Source organism: Novipirellula caenicola, from assembly GCF_039545035.1.
GTDB lineage: Bacteria > Planctomycetota > Planctomycetia > Pirellulales > Pirellulaceae > Novipirellula > Novipirellula caenicola.
In genome coordinates this window covers 215,308-237,272 of the sequence record NZ_BAABRO010000006.1, presented here as the reverse complement: position 1 = coordinate 237,272, position 21,965 = coordinate 215,308, and the positions used below count along the sequence as shown (strand labels likewise).

Annotated in this window: 14 protein-coding genes; 11 read left to right on the top strand and 3 right to left on the bottom strand. The window is 55.0% G+C overall.

What is annotated here, in order from left to right; genetic code table 11:
• Positions 1-20: 20 nt before the first annotated feature.
• Entirely contained in the window at positions 21-2,417 is a 2,397-nt protein-coding gene (locus tag ABEA92_RS14730) for a POTRA domain-containing protein (RefSeq protein WP_345684603.1), read from the top strand.
• An 18-nt stretch (positions 2,418-2,435) separates the two neighbouring features.
• Here ABEA92_RS14730 and ABEA92_RS14725 read toward each other — a convergent pair whose 3' ends face one another.
• Positions 2,436-3,431: a M28 family peptidase gene (locus ABEA92_RS14725; RefSeq protein ID WP_425572440.1), complete on the bottom strand. Its 996-nt coding sequence runs from the start codon at positions 3,429-3,431 to the stop codon at positions 2,436-2,438.
• 470 nt (positions 3,432-3,901) lie between these two features.
• Here ABEA92_RS14725 and ABEA92_RS14720 point away from each other — a divergent pair, with 470 nt between their 5' ends.
• The 3 genes from ABEA92_RS14720 (at position 3,902) to ABEA92_RS14710 (ending at position 11,076) form a co-directional block, all read left to right on the top strand.
• On the top strand, positions 3,902-6,706 hold the full coding sequence (locus tag ABEA92_RS14720) for a DEAD/DEAH box helicase (RefSeq protein ID WP_345684602.1): 2,805 nt from the start codon (positions 3,902-3,904) through the stop codon (positions 6,704-6,706).
• Between the two features lie 399 nt (positions 6,707-7,105).
• Complete coding sequence (locus ABEA92_RS14715) at positions 7,106-9,019, top strand: autotransporter outer membrane beta-barrel domain-containing protein (protein WP_345684601.1); 1,914 nt, start codon at positions 7,106-7,108, stop codon at positions 9,017-9,019.
• 407 nt (positions 9,020-9,426) lie between these two features.
• Positions 9,427-11,076 carry a prenyltransferase/squalene oxidase repeat-containing protein gene (locus tag ABEA92_RS14710; protein ID WP_345684600.1) on the top strand — a complete coding sequence of 550 codons (1,650 nt, stop codon included), beginning with the start codon at positions 9,427-9,429 and terminating at the stop codon, positions 11,074-11,076.
• Between the two features lie 193 nt (positions 11,077-11,269).
• On the opposite strand, the gene ABEA92_RS14705 is transcribed toward ABEA92_RS14710, so the two are convergent.
• The gene (locus ABEA92_RS14705) at positions 11,270-13,138 is read right to left on the bottom strand and encodes a polymorphic toxin-type HINT domain-containing protein (RefSeq protein ID WP_345684599.1); all 1,869 of its coding nucleotides are present in this window, start codon (positions 13,136-13,138) and stop codon (positions 11,270-11,272) included.
• A gap of 205 nt (positions 13,139-13,343) precedes the next feature.
• Here ABEA92_RS14705 and ABEA92_RS14700 point away from each other — a divergent pair, with 205 nt between their 5' ends.
• From ABEA92_RS14700 to ABEA92_RS14680, 5 genes are all read left to right on the top strand, one after another.
• Entirely contained in the window at positions 13,344-14,537 is a 1,194-nt protein-coding gene (locus ABEA92_RS14700) for a hypothetical protein (RefSeq protein WP_345684598.1), read from the top strand.
• Positions 14,538-14,937: 400 nt separating this feature from the next.
• Complete coding sequence (locus tag ABEA92_RS14695; protein ID WP_345684597.1) at positions 14,938-15,411, top strand: MarR family winged helix-turn-helix transcriptional regulator; 474 nt, start codon at positions 14,938-14,940, stop codon at positions 15,409-15,411.
• A gap of 108 nt (positions 15,412-15,519) precedes the next feature.
• Complete coding sequence (locus ABEA92_RS14690) at positions 15,520-16,320, top strand: pirin family protein (RefSeq protein ID WP_345684596.1); 801 nt, start codon at positions 15,520-15,522, stop codon at positions 16,318-16,320.
• Between the two features lie 103 nt (positions 16,321-16,423).
• On the top strand, positions 16,424-17,050 hold the full coding sequence (locus ABEA92_RS14685) for an FMN-dependent NADH-azoreductase (RefSeq protein ID WP_345684595.1): 627 nt from the start codon (positions 16,424-16,426) through the stop codon (positions 17,048-17,050).
• 82 nt (positions 17,051-17,132) lie between these two features.
• On the top strand, positions 17,133-17,540 hold the full coding sequence (locus ABEA92_RS14680) for a DoxX family protein (RefSeq protein ID WP_345684594.1): 408 nt from the start codon (positions 17,133-17,135) through the stop codon (positions 17,538-17,540).
• A gap of 169 nt (positions 17,541-17,709) precedes the next feature.
• On the opposite strand, the gene ABEA92_RS14675 is transcribed toward ABEA92_RS14680, so the two are convergent.
• Positions 17,710-18,030, bottom strand: coding sequence for a helix-turn-helix transcriptional regulator (locus tag ABEA92_RS14675; RefSeq protein ID WP_345684593.1), 321 nt, complete (start codon positions 18,028-18,030; stop codon positions 17,710-17,712).
• Positions 18,031-18,367: 337 nt separating this feature from the next.
• Here ABEA92_RS14675 and ABEA92_RS14670 point away from each other — a divergent pair, with 337 nt between their 5' ends.
• Positions 18,368-20,518, top strand: coding sequence for an ATP-binding cassette domain-containing protein (locus tag ABEA92_RS14670; RefSeq protein WP_345684592.1), 2,151 nt, complete (start codon positions 18,368-18,370; stop codon positions 20,516-20,518).
• 50 nt (positions 20,519-20,568) lie between these two features.
• Entirely contained in the window at positions 20,569-21,918 is a 1,350-nt protein-coding gene (locus ABEA92_RS14665; RefSeq protein ID WP_345684591.1) for an HlyD family secretion protein, read from the top strand.
• The last annotated feature ends 47 nt before the right edge of the window (positions 21,919-21,965 follow it).

The following is a 21,965-nucleotide window of genomic DNA, read 5'->3' as shown; positions in this document are numbered from 1 at the left end:
CTGAGCAATAACGCGGAGCAATGGCAACAAGAAACTGCCACGGAGATACCGAAGTGACGAAATGGATTCGCATGTCTTCCTACCTGATTCTGATTGCGGTCGCGATCCCCTGCTGCACTTGCATCACAGCATCGGCACAGACCGCCCCGATCGCCAATCGGATCGAAATGGTCGGCAATCGCAGTTTCTCAAAACACACACTGTTAAAGGAACTGAAGGCACAACCCGAATTTTTGATCGCAAGTCATGCCTTCGGCGATGAGTCGAAGTTGGCGAACGTGATCGAACGTCTGCTGGTCAAAGGGTATCGAAACGAAGGGTTTGATCAAGCGAGCGTCCAATGCCAGCAGGTCACGACACAGACCAAGCCCTCGCTATCGCGATGGGAAATCATCATCGATGAAGGCAAGCAAATTCGCTGTGGGCAAGTTCGCATCCAATCCGCCAAGCAAATCGATCCGCAATCTTTGGAACGCCGTTTGACGCAGGCCTTTGCCGAAGCAACCGCATTCCCCAACTTTGTCGAGATCAATGGAAACGTCATCACGCACTGGGTGAATGAACAAGGCAAAGAATCGAAGTTGAAGGATCCTGTTTGGAAAACCGGGGATGAAGTCCGATTCGATTCAGAACTTGGGTTGCGGCAACAGGTGATCCAAGCCATCGAAGACCTCGGATTTTCGCGATCCGACGTGCTCGTCCGTTTCGAAGTGGACCGCGACAAGCAAACCGCCGATTTACTCGTCGAAATCCTTGACGAAGGGGTCGCGGATCGAATCAGCGAGATAGACATCCAAGGCAATTCGATCAATACCAAGGAGCAGATCCTTGCCTATTTAGGAGTTTCGGTCGGTGATCCCATCGCGCGTCGCGACCTGCAGCAATGGACAAAACGACTTTGGGACAGTGGCCGTTTCAAAAAGCATCAATTTCGATTTGACAAGCAGACGCAATCGCTGTCACTTGAGGTGGAAGAATGCAGTGGGCTGCCGCCGTTGGACGAACCCATCAACAAGATCGCGACGGTGTTGTTGAAGGCCAGTCAATGGTTGGCGGGGATCGCTGCACGCGGCGACGACATTGAAACGTTCAACGCGTGGGGCAACGACAAATTGTTAGTGATCGAGTCCAACGATGGATTGTTTGCCGAGTTTCGATCTCCATTGGACACGTCCACCGATGCCCAATCCGAAACGGTGTCACTGCTAATCGACCGTGATCGGTTTATTTTGAATCACTCGGCTCTGCCGCAATGCTTGCGGATTCCGCTGAGTTCGATGGACGGACAGATTCAATTCAGCACGGAACATTTCGCGGATCCTGAACCAAATAAATTCTTGAAAGGCACATTCACGCTGGCCGGCAATACGAAGCGTGATGAAAACGAAGCTCCGCTTCGATTTAATTTCCGCAGCAGTCCGGTGAATTGGCTGCCTCTGGCCTACAAAGACTCGGTTCACTACGAATTTATCGGTGGCGATTTGATCCTGACGCATGGAAAGGAAAGCATTCGTATCGACGTCGAATCGGGAAAGGTGAACCAATGGACCACTCGCAACGGAATGCTTCGGTTTGCCCCCGGTTTGCTTTCGGCCGCACGGTCAACGTTTCTCGGCGAATTACCCGAAGCGGACCAACATGGCCAGCAGCACCGTCAACCGGTTACCGCCACCGTCGCCTTTTTGACTAGCGACCCTGTCATCCAGACGCTCAATCGGTTCCGCCGCGAAACCCCACCGTTGATCGATCCATTGCAGATTTCGGCGATTCGCAAACTCAATGATGGCGGCATGCTGCGTGGGTGCGACCTTCTGTTGACTTGGATGGGCGACGACGCCAACGACGAAAAATTCGACATCCCGGTCGCTCCGTCAAAGAACCTGAGTTCTGAGCAAATCGTATGGAACGTCGGTTCTCGCATCGCGCTGTTGCATATCGACAAAGTGTTTCAAGAAGGCACGTGGCCTTCGATGCTGAGCAAAGAATTCTGCCTACGATCACTCGGTGCGTCAAAGTACACATCAAAAGTCGTTCAACAGCTGGCCGAGGCCCCATCGAGCGGCCCGATTTGTTTGGCCGCCTTGACGTTGATGCTAAAGCAGTTCAGATCCGATTTGTATAAACGAACCGCGAACATCGGTCTGCAGCGACTCAGCCCCGAAGCGTTTAGCCGTGATTACGACGCATTGACGGCCGTCATTGGCGACGACTTCTTCGTTCGTCTGCGCCGCAGCATTGCGACGTTGACCGATGCGGAAATGACGGCACTGGAAAACGCCCTCCCCATCGCTCGTGCGACTCGACTGCTACGCCGCATCCAACACACGACGATCCAGGCGGAGGAAAGCGAAAGCCAATATTGGTATCGAGTGGCCCACGACCCATTGGCCGCATGGCTGCAGCAGAACGCAGGCTAGACCTTTTTCAATCCGCGATCAGTTGGTCGCCGATTGCGACAACAACCATTGGTGGACGACCCACACGACCGCAGCGAGTGATTCTCCGCTGCAGTTTTCCGGGACATCCTTTTCGGTGTGCCAGTACGACTTCACGCCGTACCCTGGTCGCGGATAATCAAAGTCAATGATGTCGATCGTGGGGATCTTTGCGATCTGGTTCAGCGGCAGATGATCGTCTTCGAGCGTGTGTCGGCTGCGAGGTACAAAGGCACGTACGCCGAGTCGATCCGCCACGTCCCAAACGCTACGCGCCAAGCTGCGAGCGTATTTCAAGCTGTTGTTTTCGTAGTAGATCTTGAGCTCTTTGTCACCGACCATATCAAGCAGGATGCCTGCTTGGTACGGATGGGCCGGCGGCGAGGCGGCATATTTTTCAGCGAAAAAGGTCGATCCGAGAAAGTAATCGTCTCGCCCCTGTTCGAACACAAATTCTTCGCCATCAAACAACACTAAATCGACACCGATATCGGCTGGCAATCGGTCGAACTGATTCGCCAATTCCATCAATGCCGCAGTCCCGCTGGCGCCATCGTTGGCTCCGACAAAAACACCCTTAGGATTGTTTTCGTCCCGATCCGGAAATGGACGCGTGTCGTAGTGAGCACAGAACAGAAAACGCTTGGGGTGGTCCGCATTCCAGCTGGCAATGAGGTTCCCGAGCGAAACGTTTTCGCCGGTTTCGGGGTGCCGGATGTCGAAGGTTTGCATCGACACATCGCCGCCGGCTTCACGGAAAAACCGAGTCAGCATTTCCTGCTGCTTCTGCATCCCGGCGGAACCCGAGGGACGAGGCCCGATCTGACAAAGTTCGACCAAATAGCCGAACGCGCGATTCGCATCATATTGTGCCGGAATCGGTCGCGCCGATGGACTTTCGGTCCCGCTGGACCCTCGTTCAAACCACCCCAATCCCATCCCCGCGACAAGCAACACGATGACCAACCCCAATACGATAATGATGCCAAACAGCATCGATCGCAACAACGCATCCGACGGTGGGGCGGCGGCTTTCTCGTCTCCTGTTTTTCTAGCTGAACTCACTTCGAGAGCGTCCTGTGATGAAGTTGGGGGGTGCAAAATCGATGAGCCCTCGGCCGAACGATTGACTCCGGTTCGTCGCTGAACATTCACAGCAGAGGTTTTGATCATCGAATGAAATGGGTGCGAGTGATTGGGCGGCTGGTTCGGAGGTTTGGGTGTCCGGTTGCCAGGCTATTGTGACGAATCAAACGAAATTGACCTACCGTGATTGACTCGATTTAAAGCATTTTATGATGGAAGCGAGCGGTTTCGTGTGGTCTGGCCCCGCCCGAGACGCGATGGGTTTGAATCGATCGAACGCCCCCGCGAATCGTTCCTTTGCTAAGATTTCCCCAACAAGCACGCAAAATTGAGTTAATCCGTCCTCGCTGACCGCTGTTTTATCAAACCGAGACACCGTTTTGCCTGATACCTGTTTGCCCGATATTTGCTTTCGAGGTCAGCTTCGCCCTTCGCAAGCCGAGGTCGCCCGCATCGCTAGCGAAAAATTGGCCAAGGGAAAGCGACGACTGCACATTGTCGCGCCGCCTGGAAGCGGAAAAACGGTGATGGGGCTTTATATCTGGGCCGAGTTGGTGGGTAAACCAGCGTTGGTTCTCTCGCCTAATTCAGCGATCCAGGCTCAATGGGCGGCACGGACCGAGTTGTTCGAGCATCGCCATGGTATGGACCTCGCGCCGCTGATCAGCACCGATCCGTTGATGCCGGGATTGCTGACCTCGTTGACGTATCAATCGGTGACGCTGCCCGCGCGGGCCACCGAATTCACCGAGGCTCGGGCGACCGATTTGTGGGCTCAATCGCTGATCGCAAAAAACCAAGCGGCTTGCGAACAAGAGGCGGAGGATTGGATCGAAGGGCTGCGGGGTCACAATCCCCAATTCTACAACGAACGGTTGGCGTACTTTCGAAAACAAATACGCGAAGAGGACGCCATTGGCGGCCGCGCAATGACGCTGCTACATCGCACGTCGTTGGACACGTTGGTGCGACTGCGAGACTATGGCGTGGGATTGCTGATCCTGGACGAGTGCCATCATTTGATGGGCCACTGGGGACGGGTTTTGGCCGAAGTCAGCGAGTATCTTGATGGTCCTGTGATTGTCGGTTTGACCGCGACGCCGCCGGATCGCGAGGGAAAGAAACGCGAAGACACCCAGCGATACGATGATTTTTTCGGCAAGATCGATTTTGAGGTGCCCGTACCGGCGGTGGTCAAAGATGGTTACTTGGCTCCCTATCAAGACTTGGCGTATTTCGTTCGCCCAAGTGAAAAAGAGCTGGCATTCATCGCCTCGGCCGACCAACAATTCCGCAGCCTTATCGACGAGCTTTGCCAAGCCAACGCCATCTCGGATGCCCCTGGATCGCTGATCCTGCGGCCACCGGAATCGTTGACCGATTGGCTGGTTCGCGTGCTGCGTGACCTTCAACTTCCCACACGTCAAGCATCGCAGTGGCGCCCCTTCTTTGCGGCCGATCCTCGCTTTGTGACGGCAGCCGTTTGGTTCTTGAACGACCGAAACATCGCCCTGCCCGAGAATGTCCCCGAGCTGTTACCAAGCGACGATCCCGAGGAAGAACGATTGATCATCTTGATCGATCGCTACACACGTCACTACCTTCGCCGTTCGCCCCACACCACCGACCATGAAACCGCGACTCGCGTGGTCGATCGATTGCGGATGCTGGGCGTGCAAATCACCGACTCAGGCCCCCGAGCCTGTGCGTCGCCGGTGTCTCGGGTGATTGCCTACACTCGCAATAAGACGCAAGCGGTGGTTCCGATCCTTCGTCACGAGGCACAGTCTCTCGGTCAAGATCTACGCGCCGTCGTGATCGCCGACTTCGAAAAATCATCTGCCATCCGTTCGGAAGTTGCCCACCTACTCGACGAAGAAGCGGGTGGCGCGGTGGCAGCGTTTCGAATGCTGCTTGACGATCCCGAAACCAATGCACTCGATCCGGTGTTGGTGACCGGTTCGTCCGTGTTGGTGGACGCCGATCTAGAGGAACGCGTCCTGGGCGAAGCCAACCAATGGCTGCAAGTACGATCCATCGATGTCGAACTTTCGTCGTCGTCCCAGGGGATGTTTCACGAGCTGAATGGCCGCGGCAGCGATTGGTGTCCGCGAATCTATGTCGAACTGATCACCGAGCTATTCCAACGAGGGACGACACGCTGCTTGGTCGGCACGCGTGGGTTACTGGGCGAAGGCTGGGACGCCAATTCGGTCAACGTGCTGGTGGATCTATCGACCGCCACCACGTCGATGACGGTCAATCAATTGCGTGGCCGATCGCTGCGTTTGGATCCCAATCATCCACGAAAACTTAGCAACAATTGGGACATCGTCTGCATCGCACCGGAGTTCAGTAAGGGGCTGGATGATTATCGCCGCTTCTTGCGGAAACATGAAACGATCTTTGGAGTGTGCGACGACGGTGCGATCGAAAAAGGTGTTGGGCATGTGCACGCCGCGTTTACCGAATTGAAGCCGGAACTGGTCGACGGCAGCGTTTCGCAATTGAATTCCGACATGCTCCACCGTGCAGCGAATCGCGAAGCAGCGTACGAACTTTGGCAGATCGGAAAGAGCTACAGTGGACAACCAATCCGGGCGGTCGAGATCGGATCACACCAAGCCAAATTCACCGAAGGCTTCCCCCCGTTTGCCAAGGCGAAACGTTCCTGGGACCGATTGAGTTTGGTAACCGCGATCAGTGAAGCGGTGTTTGCATCGCTTCAGGAAACGTCTCAAATTTCGGCGACTTCGGTGTTGAAGATCAATCCGCGTGACGGCGGCTATGTTCGTGTATTCTTGGTCGATGCGTCTGCCGAGGAAGCCCGAATTTTCGCCCAATCCGTCCGCGAAACGCTGGGCCCGCTTTCGAGTCCCCGCTACGTCATCCCTCGATCGGTCGACATCCCCGCCGACACACTGACCAACCGTTTGCTGCCGAGATTGCTTCGCCCCTGGCTTGAACGACGTGATCGGCTGCAATGGATGCTGCACGCGGTTCCGACCGTGCTCGCATCCAAACGTGATCTGGCGGCCGTTTTCGAGAAACACTGGAACGCCCGAGTCAGTCCGGGCCAAGCGATGTTCGTCAAAAACGAGCAAGGTGAACAGCTGGTGATCGACGCGATACGCAACAACTTGAGTCCTGCAACGATCGTCCACGAAAAAGAAATGTTTTTGTAGCGGAAATAAGGCATCACGGTGACGCACTTTGCACCAGCAAATGACTGCGTTTGCATGTCGTTGCTACGCTCGCCAGAGCGTGGACCAGCCTGAATTGATGCCGCCAAAACCAAGCACCACCGGCTGGCGAAGGTATCAACCGGAAAATGTTTTACAGCGTTAGCAGAAAGGGTCCAACGACGCACCCAACCCGTTTACGACTTGGATTTGATCCGTGGGCGATACCGGCGACCGGCTTCCAGCGGTGTAGTCCTGGTAAATTTTGACGAATTTGCCGGATGAATCTAATGCAAGCATCGTGTCTGTTGTGACACATGGATTTTTTGCACGGATCACAACGGGGATTGGCCGATGGCAATATCGTTACACACTGCAATGCCCCCTGTGAATCCTATTGTCATGTCCAAAATTGCCTGTCGCTCTAAACGCTTCGTGTTACTCGCATTCTTGGCGGCGTCTCAGCTTGGCGTCTCCGCTCACGCAGCGGATATTTTCGTGACGACCAATGCCGATTCTGGTGCAGGTTCGCTACGCGAAGCGATCACCAATGCATCTTCAGGTGACCGGATCGTTTTCAGCACCCCGGGATCGAGCACAATTCAATTATTGAGCGACTTGCCGAACATCCCCGGAGATGTTTCCTTTGGTGTTGCCACGGGAACCACCGTGGCGATTGATCGAAACGGGAACGGCCCGCTAACCTTTACCGGCAGTTTGGTGGATCTGACACAGCTAAACATCAACACCGGAGGCGTTGCATCACTCGACACTGATATCAGCACCTCCTCGGATACAAGGGTGTTTGGCAATGGAACCGTGACCGGCAACATGATGACAGCCGGAACCTTGGCGCCGGGTGCAACTTCAACCGCAGGTAGTCTGGGAACATTAAATGTCACCGGAAACCTGGACGCAAGTAACGCCAAGGTCCAAGTCGACATCTCCGATATCGGCGCAACGCAGGAAGCCGACCTAATCGATATAAGCGGCACGACTACAATCACGAATGCTAGCTTGATACCGAATTTCGTTGGAAGCCAATACAAGATTGGAGACTCATTCAACGTTCTGAGATCGGGCAGCCCTGTGACCGGAACGTTCACAAACGAAGCCGAGGTATACGCGCTGCCGAACCGTCCTTTTCTTGAAGCGGCGATGACCGCCTCCGCATCACGAGACCAATTTGGCTTTATCGTCCAAGACAACAACACCTCGTTCACGACCGTGGTCTCGGGAAGCAACCAAACCTCTGCTGCGGTCTTACTCGACGATCTGCGGACCGTCAGCCCCACTCCGACCGCCGTAACCACGCTGCGAAACGGTTCAGCCGACCAAGTCGCGATGGCGGTGAACCAATTGTCGGGGTCGATTTACCCATCGCTGATCGGCGCAGAGATCAACCACATCCAAAACAATCTTGAATCGGTTCGCGATCGTGTCGTCTTGCAAACCGATTTGGACCGCAGCCAATGCCAGATCACCCCTTGGGTGCGCGGCTATGGAATCACTGGCGAAGTCGACCAGGACGACCTGCAGACCCCGGGATATCGGCACCAAGTCGGCGGACTCGAATTGGGTGGCGGTGTGGCCAGTCCCAATGGGTTGGCTGTTCATACGTTTGCACACTTGGCTTGGGGTGACCTAGAGACCCGCGGAGTCGACCAACATGCAGACATCGATTCGTATCGCATGGGAGGCTCGGTTGAGTATCTTGCCCAACACATTTACCTCGTCGCAGCCGGCGGTGCTGGTACCCAGGATTACGAAGTTCGTCGCTCACTGAGCGCCCTAGACGGATCCGACTTTGCCGAAAGCCGGTTTGATGGCTCGTCGCAATTCGGTTACTTCGAAATTGGCACACTGTTCTCACACGCCGCGACACTTTGGAGTCCTTACCTCGCGCTGCATTCGACACGTGTCGAACTCGACGCGATCCGTGAAACCGGCGATGACGATTTCGCCCTGACCAACGATGGCGGCTCAGGCGAATCGCTTCGCAGCGTACTGGGAATGTCGCTCAACCAATCCGCACCGACGCCACTTGGGATCGCCACTACTCGTCTACGATTCGGATGGATGCACGAATATCTGGACGAATCCGAGACGTTTGTATCGCAAGTCGCCAACGGCGGCACCGCGACGGGGTCGCTCGAAGACCGAGGCGTCATGGCAGGCGATGACTGGGTGATCTTGCGTGCCCAGGTCGACATGGGCGTTCTGCTGGGCGGCCAATTCACGGTGGCCTATCAAGGGCAAGCCAACAGCGATTCTTCGTTCAACTCGCTATTGGCCGGAACTCGCTGGATCTTCTAGACCCGGCAGTCTGCTGTTCTGCCCGCTGCCCCACTTCGTGAGACGGTTGACTTCGTCAGCCGTTTTGGTCAACGCGGCGAAGGATTTTTCAGGCAGCTGCCTTCGCCAGAAGGTCGTGAATCACATTTGCGCGGCTACGATCCACGCTTGTCCACGCTCTGGCAAGCGTAGCCACGAAACGCATTTTCTCCGTGGCGAGATGCTCTCGAAACGTTTGACGAGCTCCGCTGAACCGCGGCTAACGTTGCAGCTTTTTTCAAACCCATTGAGCAGAGATCGTGATACGATAAGTGAGCAACATCACCGGCACTTTGCCACAACCGTGACGGTCGTGATTGCAAATCGTCCTTGATAACAAGGGCTGATTGCTAGGCCATTAATAGACGTTGTCAACGAGAGCCGATTTAATGCCCACCTCGTCAAATTTCATCTTGCTGCCGTTTCCCGCCACCACTCGTGTCAGGAAGTCCCCCCCACGATGGCGTGACGAGCCTGCCGAAGCGAATGTCAACCGCTCGCGTTTTTGGTTTCAGAATGCGAAACCACCGCTCACTTGCGACGGCAATCAGACGTCAGCGGTAAGCGTCACCCCTTATTCGTTTCAGCAAATCAAGGATCGCGTCGTCAACGCGCCCGCCTGGTTACTGAGCACGATCTTTCACCTCGTCCTGCTGCTGATCTTGGCGTTCATCACGATTTCGCCTGAGACGGTCCAAGGAATCATGTTGACAATCACGCCGGCGTCGGCACAGTCGAAGCCGGAATTTGTCGAGTTTTCGATCGCCCCCATGCCGCAACTCGACGATGCTTTGGTTGCATCGGACAGCAACGTCGGCTTCGAAACACAGGTCGATGTGGCACCGCTGTTTCATGAGATCGCGGTTACTCAGCCGTTGCCATTTGATTCTGAATTGCCAGCGGTCAATCCCTTTGCCCAACTTCCAAAGACCTCCGGCGCGGCGATTGGCAATGTTCCAAACGCAAGTCAAGCGGTGTCGATGTTCCGTGGCCGCACGGGAGAAATGAAAAAGGTGCTTTTGGCCAAATACGGAGGCACCCAAGTGACCGAGGATGCCGTGGCCCTTGGATTGGCATGGCTGATACGTCAACAACGAACCGACGGCAGCTGGAGCTTGCGAGGCCCCTACCGTGACGGCAGTTTGATGGAGAACGAAACCGCAGCCACGGCGATGGCGATGATTGCCTTGATGGGCGCCGGCAACACTCACCGTAGCGGAAAATACGAGCGGCAAATGCTGAAAGCGGCCCAGTGGCTTGTCAAGCAACAAAACCGAGTCGGCTTCATGGCCGAACGAGCGAACCCGCACGAGAAAATGTATGCCCAAGGACTAGCCACGATCGCGTTGTGTGAACTTTATGGCATGACGCATGACTACTGGTTAAGACCGTATGCACAATTAGCATGCGATTTCGGCGTGGATGCCCAATCGCCTCAAGGTGGATGGCGTTACCAACCCAAATTTGATTCCGACACGTCAGTGACCGGATGGTTCTTGATGGGGCTCAAAAGTGGCGAAGCCGCCGGTTTGGATGTGGATCGCTACGTGTTCATGAACATCGAAAAGTACTTGGATACCGTTGGCGGAGGAGGCTATGACCAAGGGTATGGGTACCAAGTGGGCGAAGTGGCGACACGTTCGATGACGGCTGAGGGATTGTTGATTCGCCAATACTTGGGATGGCAGCGAAATCGGCCGGAGATGTCGCATGGGCTCGGTGGGTTTGTCGCCCGAGATCCCATCGATCGTCGTGACATGGACGTTTATTACTGGTACTACGCCACGCAAGCACTGCACCACTACGGCGGTCCGCTGTGGGAGGAATGGAACGAGAAAATGCGAGTCGAATTGCCGGCGATGCAGGAGAAAAACGGTGGCGAACGAGGCAGCTGGTCTCCGCTGACCGATGCGTGGGGAGCCTTCGGGGGGCGTCTCTACACGACTTGCTTCTCACTTTACTCGCTTGAGGTTTATTACCGGCACATGCCGCTGTATGCAGGACAAGCTCCCGCGGCGGCAGAAGTCGATAACGAGTAGCGAAACGTCACGTGTGACGGCTGGCGCTCTCTGGTGTCACCGACCGCAACTCTTGGAAGCGTGTTGATTTAATCCAAGTCCAAATCGCAACCGTGAGCCGTGGACCAGCACCGGGTACTGCGTGGTACCCGGCCGCTGACGCGTCGCAGCTCAATAAATCAACAAGCCGTTGGCGAGTGCTGCTACCCAATAATCACGGTGACGATTCTCGCGTCGCCGAAGCAAGCGAAGAGACAGGCAATCCAGGCACCACTTTCAGCGTAGGCCTGAGGTCCGTTGCATCGTTCGACAGAACACGCTCGGGTCCGACAAAGTACGTATGGTTGTCTGCGACGATCAAGTTGAACGTCTCGACCGGTTCGTCTACCAGCTCAATCGACTCGATCTTGCTGGTGCCGGTGGCATGACGCAAAATCATCCCCACTTCGAGTTCCTTGGTCCGCAGCCACCCTTGGCCGGCGACCCACCAATAGTGGCCAAGTGTCGATTGGATCTCGCCGCCCGCGGTTGCAAAACGCATGGTTTTCGCTGGAGGCCGCTTCGTCGTTTGCAGCACGGGTTTCAACGCCAACTCGCCGGTCTCCACATCTTGCGACAGCACCAAATCGCCCGTGCGAATCGACTCCACCGACTTCGGACCGCATTCGGTTTGCACCTGAGTCCCCGCGATCAGACATTCGCAAGTTCGCAACGCCACCAACTGCGAGAACTGCATCGTGTAAACTGTATTCCTGCGATCTTGGTCGTACTTGACGTCATACCGCTTGTTCTCCGCGCCGTAATCCATTGCCTCGTTGTAGCGATCCCACCAATCCCACCAAGCCACAGCGTTTCGTTCCATTCCCTCACCTGAAACCGCTTGCAGCACCTCGTAAACCCGCGATTCATTGCGTGCCTTTTCCCGATTCTGTTCAGCCGTCTCCCTACGCGCCTGATCGGATTGCCGCTGGATATCTCGTTGCAAAGCTTGGCTGGCGACCGCGTTTTTCCCGACATTCAAATCAACAATCGAGATCCGAGCGTTGGTTCGCAACGCGTTGGCTTGAGAGAGTTGGTCGGTGATGACCACTCGCGTATTTGCTTGAACCACATTGTCAACAATGGCAACTTGCTCGACATCCTGAAGCTCGCGAGATTTCACAATCCTTAGTACTTCCTCGCCATTGGGACGAGTGAAGGTTTGATGCCGAAGCACAATATCTCCCGAAAGCGACTCGAGCAGGCTCGGAACATAAAACGCCATCCGATATTCTTTCAGTCCTGCAATCGCCGCCTGGCCGCTTTTTGACGCCGGATCCTTGACCGCGATTTCCGTCAAGGCATTACATGCTTGCCGGCTACGTCCATTTTTGATCGCTTCGACAAACGGAAATGCCAAGTCGTCGGGAAGCTGCAGTGCCGCCAGCTTTAATGCATACACCGCCGAGGGATCCTCGAGTTGCCGCAACTCTTCAAGCGTTTTCAATTTCCCCTTTGCATCCGAGCCAGAAATCGCAGCTACCCACTGTTTCACTTTAGGCAACCAAGTTTTGGCTTGCTTTGCCAATTCCTTTGATTGCCGTTTTGCCTCACGAATTTCGTCTTTCGATAACCATTGACCGTTGACGAGTTGCTGCCCCAACTTTGCCCTTGCCGCTCGGTCGTCAGGGTTCAGCGCCACGACACCTTGCCAATGTGCCCTCGCCTGAGCATCCAATTGGTTGGTTTCCGCCCAGCGGGCTAGGTGGCGATGAGCCTCGATATCAAGGTCCCCTTCACCTCGTTGTTGCACGTATTGCCTTAAGCGAAGCGTTAACCGCTCGGCATTTAGCTGATCAAGCCCCACCCACTGACCATCGACAAAGACCTGCCCTGCGTGCCAGCGGGCTGCATCGGGGTTCTGCGACAATTCCATCAACGCCGTTCGGTCCGTTAATTGCCCCTTGGCTTCGGCTTCCAAAGCCGCCCGCACCGGATCGCTCGAAGTTTCGAGTTCGGCTGCTCCGGCAGAACCGCTAAGCAAAACGCCGCCAAGCAGCAATCCAAGACGCCACGCGAATTGTTTGACGCTTGCGCAGCGCATCGTTACCGTAACCATAGTTGGATGCCTCTATTTCGATGAAAGTGACGAGGGGAGCCTAGTGATGGCAAAGACCGACCTTTTCCCAATCATAAGGGTCTGCACCCGAGGAGGCAATCGAATTCCCGTTCGCTTCCGAATCGAACTCGTTGTGGTGCTGGTCCTTTGCGGTTTTATCCACCCCAATCCTAGCCATTCCCAACCACCAATGCAGAAAGACGGGAAAATTGCTGCATTGCAAGGGATCCATCGCGAGTTTCATCAGCACCAGCAGCGCAAACCGCTGCTCGCTCAGGAATTACAGCGAATTCAATCCACGCTTAGAGAAACGGAACGCGATTTCGAATCGGTCCGCGAAGAGGCGTTGAAGAAGCAAATCAGTTGGCAGTTGTTGCAAATCGAGGAGGACCAGAGGCTCGCAGAACTCGAGGCGAGCGACATTCCCCTTTTTGATATTCGGAATCGCCGCATTGTAGGCCGACGTACTAACTTAACCGACCAAGCGTCGCCAAACGATCGGCTTATCCTGCTGAATCTGCAACTAACGCAGAATGACCAAATCGCTTCCGCAGCCGCCCTCTCTCAACTTGACGCCGCGTCTCGGCTCGTCATTCAGCGTCGACTGAAGGCTTTCCAGGACGGTGCAAAGTGGCAACAAGACGTCATCCAGTGGCGACAACAAGGGCCTCAGTTTTTCGAACGCTATTGGCGATTCACCGACCCCAGTCGCATCTGGACTCGCAGCGAGTGTGAGTCCTTGCTATCGACGTTTCAAACCGATGCGATCGATGACTATCCAGCGATCATCGCCGAGGCACTGCTACAAGAACGAATCGGCTATCACGACGAGGCATTGGAAAAGCTAAACTTCGTCATCCAAGCCAACACGCCGCTGCATTTTCTTGCAATCGCTGCCCGCAGTACTGTCTACACGTCGCTCGGCGAAACTCGAAAAGCCAAGATGGACATGTTGACGGCCTACAAGGCGGATCGAGCAAACCCTTACATCCGTTTTCTGCGGGCACGCCAACTTGCGGCTGCGGAGGACTTGAGCACCGCGGAAAGCGAATTGTCGGGTTTACTGAAAACGCCCGAGTTGGAATTGGACGCGCGGCGTCTGCTGGCCGTAATCTACTCCCTACGCGCTTCGGACATTCCACGTCTCGCATTCAAAGCCAAAGAACAAGCGATGCTGGTGAGCGAATTCAGCAAGGATGCCGACTGGTACTCGCAGCTTTTGCTGGCGATCGCCTCGAGTGTCTCGGACGAACCCAATTTCGCGGCGCTGTATGCCGACAAATCGGTTTGGCTCGCTCACGACGAACAAAAGGCGTTTGCGGAATCGATCGCCAAAACCATCAAAACCAACGCACCGCTGCAGTGGAATTTCCAGCGACGATAAATCGCGGTGCTGGCTCAAACCACATTCGCCCGTGCCGGACGCTCTGCCTGCACTTCCATAAATGCGATATCGCTCGGCGGACTTGCTACTTAAATAGATGACATGTAAAGTTCGAGGCACTGTTTGAGAACGCATCAGAGGCGGAAACTTGGTAGCGGAATTCGTGAACGGCTTGTTGATTTATTGAAGTTTCCTGCGGCAAGGGTCGTAGGATGGACTTCCTAGTCCGTCAATGGTGGATTCGACGGACTAGGAAGTCCATCGTACGACTAAATCAACAAGCCGTGAAGAATTTCGATTTCCCAAGGGGGGATGCCATGCTGCCGAAAGTCTTGACGACTTCCGCTACGGTGTTCAGACAGAGCCTTGGCATATCCCGCATCCGATGAGGTAATCCGCTTTGGCTACTCGCAACCTAAGTCGCGAACTGAAAAAGAAAAAGCCGTTTGAATCGGTCGAACAAGAAGCGATGCTGAGTGTAATGCGGACCAGCGATTTGCTGGAAAATCGCTTAGCGAGACTGCTTCGCCAATACGCGCTGACACCGTCGCAATACAACGCGATGCGGATCATGCGAGGCGAAGCCAAACCGATGCCCTGCCTAGAGATCGCCGAGCGAATGATCCAGGTCGCGCCGGCGATCACGCGGGTGGTCGATCAATTGGTCGACCGTCAACTGGTCGCCAAGGAACAATCAAGCGAAGATCGCCGCGTTTTCCTGGTCCATCTCACCACGGCAGGAAAATCATTGCTGCGAAAAATCGACACCCCGATCGAGCAGTTACATCGCACCCTACTGGGCCATGTTCCTGCTGCCGAATTGAAATCGCTGATCACGACGCTGGCCAGGGCGCGGCAAGGAATCCCAGACTAAGAAAAATTTTTTACTAAAAACCAATAGTTTACATGTAAGGCTTTCGCGTCGCGGCGGTATTCCATCTCAGACCTAAGCCCTCCTCCCCCGCGATACAAAGGAAATACGATGAACGCGTCCCGACGAAACATGCTTTCGATGACGGCAGCAGGGCTGATTCAGATCGCCGCAAAACCTGCGGTGACGCTGGCCGATGAACCCACGAGCAGCGATTGGTTGGTCCGCCAAGCGGCCGAGCGAGGGCACACCGATTTGGGTTGGCTAAAAAGTTTCCACTCGTTCTCGTTCGGTGGCTACTACGATCAACGACACATGGGATTTCGCAGTCTGCGCGTCATCAACGATGACAAAATCGCGGCGGGGCGAGGGTTCCCAACGCACCCGCACCGTGACATGGAAATCATTTCCTATGTGCTCGATGGATCGTTACAGCACAAAGACAGTACGGGCAAAGGAGCCATCATCACGCCGGATGACATTCAAATGATGTCCGCTGGTACGGGAATCACCCACAGCGAGTACAATCCGTCGCCCACCGAGGCGAATCACTTTCTGCAAATCTGGATCCAACCTGCGATGCGTGGCGTGCAGCCGCGGTATAGCGAGAACAAGGTGACCGACGACCAGAAAACGAACCAGTGGAATTTGATCGCCGGGCCCGACGGTTCGCACGCGGCAGTGGGGATTTATCAAGACGCCAAAATCTTCGCCAGCAAATTGCTGGCGAACGAAAGCCTCGACTACACGCTTGAGCGAAATCGACATGCATGGTTACAAGTCGCCACGGGCGAGGTGACCGTCAATGGGACCACACTCGCAGCGGGCGACGCGGTGGCGTCGAGCCGAGCGACATCGCTTCACGTCACGGCGAACCAATCGAGTGATGTGCTCCTGTTTGATCTGAGTTGAGATCACGACCGTACCACCACTTCGCCAGCGAACCTAACTCGCTGGCAACTTTGTCGACTTCGAAAAACCAACGTTCACACTTTCCATCCCTGCAGAGCAAACCATGTCCAAACTGCTTTACATCGAATCGTCTCCCCGCAAAGCACGCTCGAAATCGATTCGAGTTGCCAATGCTTTTCTTGACGCCTACAAATCGGCCAACCCCGATGATGAAATCCTGACGATCGACCTCTGGAAAAAGAAGCTTCCCGAATTCGACGGTGACACAATCGACGCGAAATACCAAGTACTACATGGCCAAGGGCATGATGCGAGTCAGGCCAAAGCATGGCAAAGCGTCGTCGACGTGATTGACGAGTTCAAATCGGCCGACAAGTATTTAATCAGTCTTCCGATGTGGAATTTTGGAATTCCCTACAAGTTGAAACACTATATCGATGTGATCGCTCAGCCAGGCCAGACGTTTAGTTTTTCGCCCGAGACCGGCTATAGCGGATTGGTCACTGGCAAACCTGTTGCGGTTGTCTACGCTCGTGGCGGCGCTTATGGCAGCGAGCAAACCCAGGGGATGGATTTTCAAAAGACGTACCTAGAGTTGATACTGGGATTTGTCGGATTTACGCATATCCATTCGGTGGTGGTCGAGCCCACTCTCGCAGGGCCTGACGATGTTGCCGCGACCGAAGCCGCTGCGGTCCAGGTGGCAACGGAAATTGCTTCTACTTTCTGACTTGCTGTTTCACAACTAGCGCTGAACGACGATCAGCGCAGCCACTTTTCCCTGGTCCCTTCACTCACTTAGGATCTTTCCAATGTTACTTGCGTCTGCTAAACAAATTTCCGTCGGTTTACTTGTCCTGCGTGTCGCGTTCGGCCTATTCATGCTCGTGCATGGGATCCAGAAGGTGATGGGATTCAGCGCGATGTCCGACGCCTTTCCCGACCCGATCGGAATGGGCAGCCAGCTCAGTTTGATCATGGCGATTGGTGCCGAGGTTGGCTGCTCGCTGCTGTTGATCTTGGGCTTGGGCACACGCTTGGCACTGTTACCGCTGGCCTTCACGATGGTGATCGCGCTGTTCGTGGTGCATGGTGACGATCCATGGAAAGTCAAAGAATTGGCTGCCATCTATCTAACCACCTACGCCGCGTTGTTCATCACCGGCCCAGGCGAATGGTCGCTCGACCATAAGTTTTGGGGCGGTGGCAAAGCAAAGTAACACTGCCAATTAGCGCCAAGAAGAAGCACAGCGAAGTCATCGCGAAATGACATGGGTCAGGCGACATCGCAATCGCGTCGGCGTTTGGGTTAAACCCAACGCCGTTGCGAGTGGAGTCTATCGCCGACGGGTGCCGCGAGCGCGAACCCAAAGTAGACGACGTCGGGCGTTAACCACTGATCAGCTTTAGCAGATCGCCGATCGTGCGATGGGCTTCCAGCGGATGACGGAGCGATTCGTCGGTCAACACTTGATAGTGATTCTTGCGGCCCACCTTCTCTCGGCGAAGGAACCCCTCGTCTTCGAGATCTTGGATGATCCGCTGGACTCCTCGCTCGGTGATACCGACTCGCAAGGCGACCTCGCGTAACACCATATCGGGATGACTGTACAGCACGATCAGCACGTGGGCGTGATTGGTTAGAAAGTTCCAGCGGCTGGTTTCACCGCTTGCTGGTAACGGGCGTGATGGTTTGGCCGTCTTGCTCATTTCGAAAAGTCGTTGCCGGAGCGATAAGTCACGAGATGGGGATGCCGACCAGTATATCGCCAGAAAGACGAAAGTAAATTCACGAAAACGTTTTCGCTAGTCATCCCGCCGTTTCACGATCCCCCCTCGTGTTTTTCCCCGTTTTCCGCATGAAGATCTTGCAAGCAAAAGGCGAATATCAATTGACGACAAATTTGTCGCGTAATAAACTTCGTGTGACCTCGATGGTCCCCAAATAACGTCCATTTGTTACCGCTCTGTGAAGCTTGGCGTCGTTACCGCGGTTGACTCTTTCGACCCCATCACGTTTATGCACGAACCCGACTCGAGTCTCGTTTTGCAAAATTCTGTTACGCCGCAAACGCATGCGCTCAGTGAAGAGACTTTGTTCCGAGTTCTGACGCACATCGGGTTGGCGATGGGCGTGCCGATCCAGCGTTCCGACGTGCAGGCCAGTGGCGACCATGCGGACACCCAGCCTGGCGATCCGTTAGCCCGTCTGTTGGCCAGCGCGAAGCATGCTGAGCTGATTTTGAGTGAGACAAAATTTACAACGCCTCAAGAGTTGTTCGGTTTTGTCCAGGAACACTTCCCAATCCTGATCGTGCACAGCGATGGTCGATTTGATGTGCTCGAAACGGTTTCGGGACGTACGATCCAAGGATGTGAAGTTAGCGATCTTCCCGCGACGCCTGTATCGACTCGGTCGCGGAGCTACAGCAAGTCGCAGCTTCGCAGTTGGCTCCAATCGGATACTCCGCCGCGTTGTTTTGCGTGCCGAAAAGAATTGCCATGCGTCTCGATCTCGGCAGCTCGCACCGCACGCGATTCATTCACGTCGGACTTGCATCCCCACGATCACCATCCCACGCCGCTCCGCCGCTTTCTTGGTTTGTTGTACCTCGATCGCCGCGACATCTTCACGGTCGGATTGTTTGCATTCGTAGCGGGAGTCCTCGCGTTAGCAACACCGCTGGCCGTGGAATCGTTGGTCAATGTCGTCAGCTGGGGCACCTACTTGCAGCCGCTGATTGTGTTGGGGGTGATGCTGTTGACGTGTCTCGGTATCGCCGGGGTGCTGAAGGTCTTGCAAGCCATCGCGGTCGAATTGATTCAACGGCGTCAGTTCGTTCGCATTGTCGGCGACTTGGCGCACCGATTTCCGCGAGTCAACCAGACGTCGTTGGTCGGCGAGTTTCCTCGTGAGCTTGCCAATCGCGTCTTTGACATCATGACGATCCAAAAAGCAACCGCGGTGCTGTTGATGGACGGCGTGACGATTGTCTTGACGACGGTGCTCGGGTTGTTCTTGCTGGCGTTTTACCATCCGTTCTTGCTCGGTTTTGACATCGTGCTGGTGATCTCGATGATTTCGATCACATGGATACTTGGCCGCGGTGGAATCGAAACGTCGATTGACGAATCGAAAACGAAATACCGGGTGGCTCATTGGTTGCAAGATGTGATCGCTTCGCCATCGGTATTCAAGTTGGGCGGAGGCGAAACGTTGGCGGTGCAACGCGCGAACCAGTTGACGGCCCAGTACGTCGCCGCGCGGCAGCTTCAATTTCGCGTGGTGATTCGGCAAGTCGTGTTTGCCATTTCGCTGCACGCAATTGCGTCGACCGTTCTGCTTGCGTTGGGCGGATGGTTGGTGATTGACGGCCAACTAACACTTGGCCAATTGGTGGCAAGTGAATTGGTGGTGACGGTGGTCGTTGGGGCTTTTGCTAAAGCCGGTAAGTCGATCGAAAAGTTCTACGACTTGATGGCGGGCATTGATAAGGTAGGCCACTTGATCGATTTACCAGTGGATGTCCGTCAAGAACCGGCGGTATTGCCCAGTGGGCCTGCCGAGATTCAGTGGAGCGATCTTGTCTTGGATGGAGGATTATCCAAATCGAAGGTGCCCGCGGCCACGATCGATGCCGGCAGCCGAGTGGCGATTGTCGGTGACGATACCAATGGTCGATCGTTGTTGGCGCGGGCGCTAGCCGGAATCACAAGCCCGATCGAAGGCACCGCTCAAGTCGCCGGTCACGACCCCGTTCACGCAGCCGCCACCGGCGAAGGTCGGTTCTTAGCCTACGCCGGTGCGAATGACTTGTTTCATGGAACGCTTCGTGAGAATCTGGACTTGGCTCGCAGCGGCATGACCGCGCACCGGCTCCGCGATGCACTTAAGAGTGTCGGATTGTTGGACCTCGTGCTGCAGATGCCCGATGGATTGCAGTCGCGACTGCAAACCCACGGCTATCCGTTAAGCGATATCGAATCGCGACAATTGGTATTGGCGCGCGCGATATTGATGCAGCCTAAATTGTTGATCGTCGATGGGTTGCTGGACGATTTGTCAAGCGAAGATCGTCATACCATTTGGCAGACGCTTGCCGCCGACAACGCTCCGTGGACCCTTGTTGTTACGACCAATCGCCAGGACGTTGCCGAGTTGTGTGAAATCCAAATTGCCGTTCGCAAAGCGGCCTAGCCCGCGCCAATCCAGATTAACGTTTTACCGCCCTTACCGCTGATGCAATTATGTTAAGCGAATTCTCAAATCAAGAAGACTTCTCGACCATGCAAATGGTGCGAACCGGGAACTTCATCCGGCGGTGCGGTCGCGTCACCTTCGTTGCACTCGTCATCGCCGTGGTCGCGTTGTTGTTTGTGCCTTGGCGGCAAACTGCGCGTGGCATCGGAACCGTCGTCGCGCTGGATCCGCAAGAACGACCACAGCCGGTGATGAGCCCGTCCAAAGGGGTGGTCAGCTACGTCAAAGAGGGGCTGCGTGAAGGAAGCTACGTGCAAAAGGGCGAATTGCTGCTGCGGCTCACTCCCTTTGCGGCCGAAGGAGTTTCCCAGCTGGAATCGCAAATCTTTGCTGCCGAATCGAAAAAGGCATCTGCAATCTCAGGTCTCGAAGTCGCGAAGCAGGCCGCGGCGCTTCAGGAAAGCAGCGGCAAGAACTTGGCTCAATCGCTGAAGCAAGATTACCTCGCAGCGAAACAAAAATGGGAACAAGCCAAAGACGAAGTTACATCGCTCCAAGCCGAACTGTCGGACAAACGCAACCAATTGAGGATCGCCGAAGAGGTTGCGACCCGCGGTTTGGTTTCGAAAGAAGAATTGTTCTCCAAACGCCAAGCGGTTGAGTCGCAGCTTGCCAAACTGAATAAAGCCGAGAACGCCGTCCACGAACAATCGGCAGTCCTGCTTTCCAAAGAAGAAGAAATCGAAGCCAAACTGCAAGAGATCGATATTAAGAATCGAGACGCCAGCCAGAAAGTGCTCGAGCAGATGCAGAAGATCAATGTGATCGAAAAGGAAATACTCGAGCTGAGAAACAAGCGAGGCGAGCTGGACCGGTTAGAGGTGACGGCCCCCCGCAGTGGTTATATCCAACAGTGGTACGGCGTGACCGGAAGCGACACGATCAAGGAAGGCGACCAATTGTTTGTGATCGTCCCAGAGACCGATAACTTGGCGGTCGAAATGAAAGTCAGCGGCAACGACATGCCTCTGCTGAAAGTCGGTGACCGGGTGCGATTGCAATTCGAGGGCTGGCCTGCGGTACAGTTTGTTGGCTGGCCTTCGGTCGCCGTCGGCACGTTTGGCGGCAAAATCAACCGGGTTTTCCCCACTGATGACGGATTTGGAAATTTTCGCGTGGTTGTGACGCCTGACAATCACTTTCCGCGGGAGGATGGTTGGCCGGATGACCGATACTTACGTCAAGGAGTACGCACCAATGGATGGGTGCTGCTGAAACAAGTTCCACTCGGCTACGAAATATGGCGTCAACTCAACGGATTTCCCCCGGTCGTCGCGACCAACGAACCGAACGCGCCAAAGGACAAGGCGCAGAAAGTGAAACTACCCAAACTTTGACCTTTGCCGCTGGCTCGGTGGCCCGCCGATGGCAAAATGCTTGCATG